5 protein-coding genes and 2 tRNA genes are annotated in these 7,827 nt (G+C 44.7%); 3 read left to right on the top strand and 4 right to left on the bottom strand.

The window, feature by feature from the left end; all coding sequences use genetic code 11:
- Positions 1 to 56 precede the first annotated feature (56 nt).
- Complete coding sequence (locus L0J61_RS07410; RefSeq protein ID WP_301465732.1) at positions 57 to 755, bottom strand: metal-dependent hydrolase; 699 nt, start codon at positions 753 to 755, stop codon at positions 57 to 59.
- A gap of 169 nt (positions 756 to 924) precedes the next feature.
- Here L0J61_RS07410 and L0J61_RS07415 point away from each other — a divergent pair, with 169 nt between their 5' ends.
- Both L0J61_RS07415 and acnA read left to right on the top strand, forming a co-directional pair.
- Positions 925 to 1,995, top strand: coding sequence for a DUF3025 domain-containing protein (locus L0J61_RS07415; RefSeq protein WP_301465734.1), 1,071 nt, complete (start codon positions 925 to 927; stop codon positions 1,993 to 1,995).
- 359 nt (positions 1,996 to 2,354) lie between these two features.
- Positions 2,355 to 5,141 carry an aconitate hydratase AcnA gene (gene acnA / locus L0J61_RS07420; RefSeq protein ID WP_301465735.1) on the top strand — a complete coding sequence of 929 codons (2,787 nt, stop codon included), beginning with the start codon at positions 2,355 to 2,357 and terminating at the stop codon, positions 5,139 to 5,141.
- A 187-nt stretch (positions 5,142 to 5,328) separates the two neighbouring features.
- Here the strand turns inward: acnA and L0J61_RS07425 are convergent, their stop codons facing one another.
- Positions 5,329 to 5,988: a LysE family translocator gene (locus L0J61_RS07425; RefSeq protein WP_301465737.1), complete on the bottom strand. Its 660-nt coding sequence runs from the start codon at positions 5,986 to 5,988 to the stop codon at positions 5,329 to 5,331.
- Between the two features lie 443 nt (positions 5,989 to 6,431).
- Between L0J61_RS07425 and L0J61_RS07430 the strand changes: the two genes are divergently transcribed.
- Positions 6,432 to 7,355, top strand: a complete 924-nt coding sequence (locus L0J61_RS07430) for a DMT family transporter (RefSeq protein ID WP_301465738.1) — start codon at positions 6,432 to 6,434, stop codon at positions 7,353 to 7,355.
- 146 nt (positions 7,356 to 7,501) lie between these two features.
- Here the strand turns inward: L0J61_RS07430 and L0J61_RS07435 are convergent.
- Positions 7,502 to 7,577, bottom strand: a tRNA-Glu gene (locus tag L0J61_RS07435).
- A gap of 153 nt (positions 7,578 to 7,730) precedes the next feature.
- Positions 7,731 to 7,806 (bottom strand) — tRNA-Ala (locus tag L0J61_RS07440).
- Positions 7,807 to 7,827 lie beyond the last annotated feature (21 nt).

A 7,827-nucleotide genomic window follows, 5' to 3' on the forward strand; every position in this document is an offset into this window, starting at 1 on the left:
TGACTATCTCTGCGAGCAGTTACGCTCGCCTAGACTGATTGTTGCGTAAGTCCTACTTATAAAGGATTGGCTATACCGACTTTTAGCTGCGACCAAGAGATTGGATCGAGTAGTGTCTGCCAGAATGCCTCAAATGGTGGCGCAAAGTACAGCAGTAATCCAAGAGTGACATATAAGAGTAGGTACCACCATTTGTTTTTATGTTGATAAAATTTCATCGCCGTACCAGATGAACGCTTTACTCTCATGCCGGTCAAGTCCACGCTATAAAGCTCATCAAGTGTCAAATGCACCATCGCCCCACTGAACAAAAACAACCCGTAAAACCAGCTGGTCGTCAGCGGAAGTTGTAATCCATAATAACTAAGACAAGTCAGCCCAAGCCCCATGATTGCCATATAAGGCACAGAGTGAATCACGCCGCGATGCACAGTCATTGTGGTGAAGACATAAAACACCACATAGCGTATAAAGCCGTAGCCAGCTAGCCATAGTGCAAACAGAGCAAACAAGTTTAGCTCGTGACTCCAGTGGATCACCAGCGTAAAAGCAAACGCCAATGAGATGACATGAAAGCCAATTTTAATCGGTGTCGAGTTGTCAGAATCCAAATCCGGTAGCAAGCCACCGATGGTACCCAGTGCCACACACATCAGAAACCCAGATTCACCAATCAGACCTGCTTTATAAATCGTTAAGCCAAGCGTACCACTGGCGATAAATGCAACATTTAGGTGGGTATTAAAATTTGCCATAAAAACTCATCAATAAGAGCGCGTGGAACCTGCGTTTTGGGCTGATCGTCTAGCAGAAAAAAAGCGCACCATGATACCATAGTCAGCCCTTAGTGTAGCCTTAGTACTGCCAGTACCGCCCTCCATCTAACAGAGGTAGTTGATATGACAGATAACAGAGGTAGTTGATATGACAGACCACCAACCATTCAGTAACCCACGCTCTGATATCAGGCATGATAGTCCATCTGACTCTGATAGCAGTCTCGCTGGAAATATCAATGGAAGTGTGAATAGAAATATCAATGAAACCCTTGATGGCTGCTTTGCTGAGATTGATTGGCAAGCTCCATGGCTTCGTCATTTGTGCCAGTTAGATTATTTAAGCAGAACCATCATAAGCAAATCCATCGTTCAACCCAGCGAACAAGAGATTGGCCTGTCTTCAATAGCACCTCTAAATCATTCGCCTGACGTGGTTGCAGCGGTTTTAAACACGGCACTACAGCAGCGCGTTTCAGATTTGGCGATACCGCCACCCACGACCGAGCCAACGCATCATCACCAAGCCCAAACGCTAAGATTCGTCTCGCAAGCAGCCTTGCCCGAAGGCGAGTCCTATGAGTGCTTTATCGGTGAGAGCGGTAATATTCCAACACGCGATAATCTGCATGATTTATTCAATGGCAGTATTTGGCTGACTTTTCCCAAAACCAAAGCGCTACTGAATCACTACCATATGCTCGAAATCGCAGAGCAAGGCGTTAGCGAGAGTCGTGGTCGTGTCCGCGATACCATCACCGTATTTGATGAGAATGGCGCTGTCTTGGTCACTGCCGATGCTAGTATCGGTGATGCCTTGATTGATTTTGATTGGCAGGCGAGCTTGGTTAATACTCGCAAGCAGTGGGATGATCCAAAGCAACCAAACCCTCACGCCGAAGCAGCCGTTTATATTTTCGGTCATGCCTTGCTCGAGCAGTTGATACATCCGCGAAAGCCATTGTGCGCGCATAGCATCGTGATCAATGTCACGGCAGATTTCTTTGCTTTATCTTTGTCTCAGCGTATGCAGCACTTAGATGACAGAGTGGCTAATTATATGGACACATTATTATCACAGCAGGGTGTCACGCCGCGTCAGCTTGCACCGTTGCCTATTTTAGGCGTGCCATATTTTTGGGAAGAAAACCATGATTCTCACTTTTATGAGGATACTTATGTGTTTCGAAGTGGTCGCCGAAAAAAGCCAAAAAGATAAAATACTAAAAATGCTGTCAGTTAGTTGATAAGCTGTTGTTTTATTTATTATTTAATCTGTGCTTTCGTTTACGATTGTCCCACGATTTGACTACGTTTAGTCATTAACAAAGCAATAGATCTTTGTTATGGTGAAGGGAGTCATTAACAGAAACTGAAATAAAAAGATAAGAAGTCAAAAGTATAGAGATAGAGATATAGAGACAAAAACGCAACGTATTTTTTTATAACTGATTTTAACGACCTAAACTGTCAATAGACCTCAACGATATAAATTATTTTTTAACTTATTAGCCCATTTAGCCACCAGTGATAACAATAAATTCATAATAATTCTACCTAGTAGATAAGGAAGCTACCATGAGTGATATTTTTAATGTAAAAGATACCCTAACAGTCGATGGCAAGGAACATGCCTATTACAGCCTACCAAAGCTGGCTGAGACTCACGACAACATCAACAGCCTACCGTTTTGTATGAAAGTGGTGTTAGAAAACCTACTGCGCAACGAAGATGACGGACAATCTGTTGGAAAAAACCACATTGAAGCAGTCGCTAATTGGGATGCGGCCGCTGAAGCCTCAAAAGAGATTGCTTTCATGCCAGCTCGTGTCGTCCTGCAGGATTTTACCGGTGTGCCGTCCGTTGTCGATTTGGCAGCCATGCGTGATGCAGTGGTCGATCTGGGCGGTAAAGCTGAGCAGATCAACCCGTTTATTCCCAGTGAGCTGGTCGTTGACCATTCAGTACAGGTCGATGCGTATGGCCGCGAGGATGCGCTGGATCTGAACGAAAAAATCGAATTTAAACGTAATAACGAACGTTACGAGTTCCTGCATTGGGGTCGTAATGCGTTTGAAAACTTCGTTGTCGTGCCACCAGCTACTGGTATCGTTCACCAAGTTAACTTAGAGTACTTGGCACGCGTGGTGATGGCTGCAGACGTCGACGGTGAGTTGACTGCTTATCCTGATACGGTTTTCGGAACTGATAGTCATACCACCATGATCAATGGTATTGGTGTGCTTGGTTGGGGTGTTGGTGGTATCGAAGCGGAAGCGGCGATGCTTGGTCAGCCTTCTTCGATGCTGATTCCGCAAGTCGTTGGTTTTGAACTGACTGGCAAGCTCACTGAAGGTGTTACTGCTACAGATTTAGTATTGCGCGTGGTTGAGATGCTACGTGCTCATGGTGTGGTTGGCAAGTTCGTTGAGTTTTATGGCGAAGGCTTGCATAGCATGCCACTGGCGGATCGTGCCACGATTGCCAACATGGCGCCAGAGTATGGTGCTACTTGTGGTATCTTCCCAATTGACCAAATGGCGATTGATTACCTACGTCTATCAGGTCGTGATGAAGCACAAATTGAACTGGTCGAGAAATACGCTAAGGCGCAGGGCATGTGGCACGATGCTGATACTCCATCAGCGACTTACTCAAGCAAACTAGAGCTTGACTTGTCTTCAGTACAGCCAGCGCTCGCAGGTCCTAATTTGCCACAGCAGCGTATCAATCTATCTGATATGCATGAGAAATTTGGTGAAACCGTAGAACAAATGACCAAAGGTCGCAAATCAGACACCAAGGAAAAAATACGTTTCGATCAAGAAGGTGGTGAGCAAGAACAAGCCGATGATCTCTATGTCAAACCCAATGTCTTTTCTGAAGTCAATATCAATGATAAGAGTCATAACCTAAGAGATGGCTCTGTAGTCATTGCGGCGATTACATCTTGTACTAACACTTCAAATCCAGCGGTCATGCTTGGTGCTGGACTAGTGGCTAAGAAAGCTGCTGCCAAAGGTCTGAAAGCCAAACCTTGGGTCAAAACGTCATTAGCGCCAGGTTCAAAAGTTGTGACGGATTATCTCGAAAAAACCAACCTGATGGATGAGCTAGAAAAAACAGGCTTTTACTTAGTTGGTTACGGTTGTACGACTTGTATTGGTAACTCAGGACCATTGCCTGACGCGATAGAACAAGGCATCGAAGAGAGCGATCTGGTCGCTGCTGCCGTACTGTCAGGTAACCGTAACTTCGAAGGTCGTATTCACTCACACGTCAAGGCAAGTTACCTTGCGTCACCACCGCTTGTGGTCGCCTATGCATTAGCCGGCACGGTCGATATTGATTTGACCACAAACCCAATAGGTCAAGACCAAAAGGGAAATGATGTCTATCTAAAAGACATCTGGCCAACGTCGGATGAAATCAACGAGTTGATTGCCAACAACATCGACGCAGACATGTTCCGCAAAAACTACGGTGAAGTGTTTGATGGTAGTGCAGCGTGGAACGCGATTAGCTCAGCCGACAGCCAGCTCTATCTATGGGATGAAGGCTCAACCTATATCAAAAACCCACCGTTTTTCGAAGGAATGACGATGGAGCCAGAAGGTATCCCTGATATCGAAGGCGCACGCATCCTAGGGTTGTTCGGTGATTCAATCACTACCGATCACATCTCGCCAGCAGGTAATATCGACCCAGATTCACCAGCAGGCAAGTATTTGCAAGAGCGCGGCGTAATGGAAGCTGACTTTAACAGTTACGGTTCACGTCGTGGTAACGATGCGATCATGACCCGTGGTACTTTTGCCAACATCCGTATCAAAAACACCATGATGGGTGGCAAAGAAGGTGGTTATACCTACTACTTCAAAGGGGATAGTGCAACCTTGCAAGATGGCGAAGAAATGGCTGTTTATGATGCGGCTATGAAATATAAAGAAGACAACCGCCCTCTCGTCGTATTGGGTGGTGCAGAATACGGCTCTGGCTCTAGTCGTGACTGGGCAGCCAAAGGTACTATTCTACTGGGTGTAAAAGCGGTGTTGACCAGCTCATTTGAGCGTATTCACCGTTCTAACTTAGTTGGTATGGGTGTATTGCCATTGACGTTTAAAGACGGTGAAAACGCAGAAACATACAAGCTAGATGGCTCAGAAGTCATGAGCATCACTGGTCTTGATAATGGTGAGAGTAAGACCGCCAATGTCACTGCTACACGCGCTGACGGTTCAACTGAGACTTTTGAGGTCAATGTTGGTTTGCAGACGCCAAAAGAGCGTGAATATGTGCGTCACGGCGGTGTATTGCACTATGTATTACGTCAGTTAGCAGCTGAAAGTAAAGATGCTGCATAAAAGTAAGTTAGACTTAATATGACAAAAAGCCCAATCTCCTCAAAGGTAGGGGATTGGGCTTTTTTGTTGGTCGTTATATAGTATATTTATAATCTTAGTTTAATGATTAAGATCAACTACTTCTGAGTCATTGGTCTTACGATTAATAAAGATTTTGATCCATCAGATCTAACATTTCCTTTGATTTTCACCCCTTCTCGGTCAACAACTTAACCCCTAAGCCAATAAATACCACACCGCTGATTTTATTCAAAATGGCTTCGATAGACGGGTTTTTTCTCAGATTTTCACTGAATTTCGATGCCAGCAATGTCAGGCATAAGAGCCACGTAAAGCCGGTCACAGCTAGGGTCAATCCTAAAACGATGAACGACAACATGCTGTAAGTATAGTCTGGATCAATAAATTGCGGAAAGAACGCCAAGAAAAACAAGGCGACTTTTGGGTTAAAAGTATTGGTCAAAACCCCTTGTTTATATATTTGCTTATAGTCTAAAGCTGGCAAGCCGCTGTGCTTTTTATTGCCTGCCCCATTTCCATCTTCGGGGGTTATCGTTGTCCCTTTGCTCATCAACATTTTGATGCCCAAATAGCACAGATAACTTGCCCCGATATATTTCACGAGCATAAATGCCACTGGTGAGCTGTCGAGTAACACAGACAAGCCAAATGCTGCCAATAAGGTGTGAATCAGAATACCTGAGATAATCCCTAATACAGAATAAAACCCTGCTATCTGTCCCTGCGAGACACTGCGGGTGATGATGTACATACTATCAGTACCCGGCGTTAGGTTTAACAAAATAGCAGCGGCGATAAACCCCCAATAGTTATAGATACCAAACATGGCTTGTACTCTCTATTTGAATCGTCAGTTTTTGTAGTATAGTCAGAGAAATACTAAACTGCTACGGCGTTATCCTCCCTAGATGTACTACTTGTACAATCTGCGGTTGGCTGCCTTGTTTCCATTTTAGATTTCTTTGACTATAGATGATGTACAACGGGATTAAACTATTATAGATAAAGGATAGGTTATGATGAAAGCACTGATTGCCAATAACCAAAAAAGCACACTTCTTGAGTGTTTAAACAGTTATCATCGACGTGTTTCCTCGTATTGATTGTACGAATTGTAATATCAATATACACCTGCACGTGTTCCACAAGGGCATGCCCAGAAGCCAATAGATGACTCTCTAAATCGGCCAAGGATGGTGACATCTTACTAACCTTTGCTGAAAGATGATGCGCCGTGAAGCACTATACAAAATTAACATCGAGTAAGACATGAGTAGACGCGACCTGATTATTTTTATTAGCTTATCCTTTATGTGGTCGCTATCCTTTATCTTTTATAGGGTAGGCGTGCCAGAGTTTGGCTCGATGTCATTTGCTAGCTTGCGAGTGATATTTGCTGGGTTGACGATGTTGGTGTTTATAGCAATTAACCCCAGTCATCTAAGGGTCATGCGGATGCATTGGAAACTGCTCTCGATCGTTGGCTTGGTATCGACTGCGATCCCTTTTGTCTTATTTTCTTATGCAGCACAGTCCGTAAATGCTGGAGTACTGGCGGTATTGAATGCTGCTGTGCCTATGATGAGCGGCTTTATCGCGAGTACTTTTTTTGATGAAAAACTCTCCAAGAAGCAAATCTTGGGGTTGTTTATAGGTATCACAGGTGTTGTCATACTGATGAGTGAGAGCCTGTTTGGTGGTGCATCGTTATCAGGATTAGGGTCGGGATTACTGCCGATGGGCTATGCGCTGCTTGGCTGCGTTGGCTACGCGGTGGGTGCGAATGTCACTCGGAACTATCTACAAGACACGTCACCTGTCGCCATTACTGTAGGCGCGATGCTGATCGCTAGTATGGTGATGTTGCCCATTGGAGTGTATGAGTTCCCTTATGGCCAAAGTATCAGCCTCAAAGCATGGGTGTCTGTGGTATGTATCGGGGTATTTTCGACGGCTATTGCTTTTATCTTTATCAATGAGTTGATCAAGAGTATCGGCCCAATGCGTGCGACGAGTATCACGCTCGTGATTCCGATATTTGCGATAATTTTTGGTTATATCCTCTTAGGAGAAGCGTTGGATACAGCGGCTATTATTGGCTCAGCGGTGATATTAGTGGGCACGTATTTATCGTTGAATTTGTCTGTAAAGAGCTTTACCAAATCGTCAAGACGACCTTTGATTGATAAATAAAGGAAGAGGCGTGGGCCAACTGCTGAATCAGTACTGACCTGCACACATAAAAAAGCCTAATCATCATAGGATGACTGGGCTTTAGTTGCTCGCTTATTAGTCTAACCTGATGCTAAGCAACAGTGCTAATAAGTGACGCCGAATAGTGGCGTCCCCAGGGGGATTCGAACCCCCGTTACCGCCGTGAAAGGGCGGTGTCCTAGGCCTCTAGACGATGGGGACGCATAGAGTGTTATAACCGAGAGTTACAACGGTACTTCACAATATCAGATGGCTTATTATGAATAAGCATTGCCTAGGTGCTGATATCGTACTTTAGCGAGTATTGATGATGTAGCATCTGTTGATACTAATCCATGCTACAAATAAATAGCATGGTGGAGCTAAACGGAGTCGAACCGTTGACCCCTTGCATGCCATGCAAGTGCTCTACCAACTGAGCTATAACCCCTCGCTAAGAGTGTGCGTATTT

Origin of the sequence: Psychrobacter sp. (assembly GCF_030457785.1) — a bacterium.
Lineage (GTDB): Bacteria > Pseudomonadota > Gammaproteobacteria > Pseudomonadales > Moraxellaceae > Psychrobacter.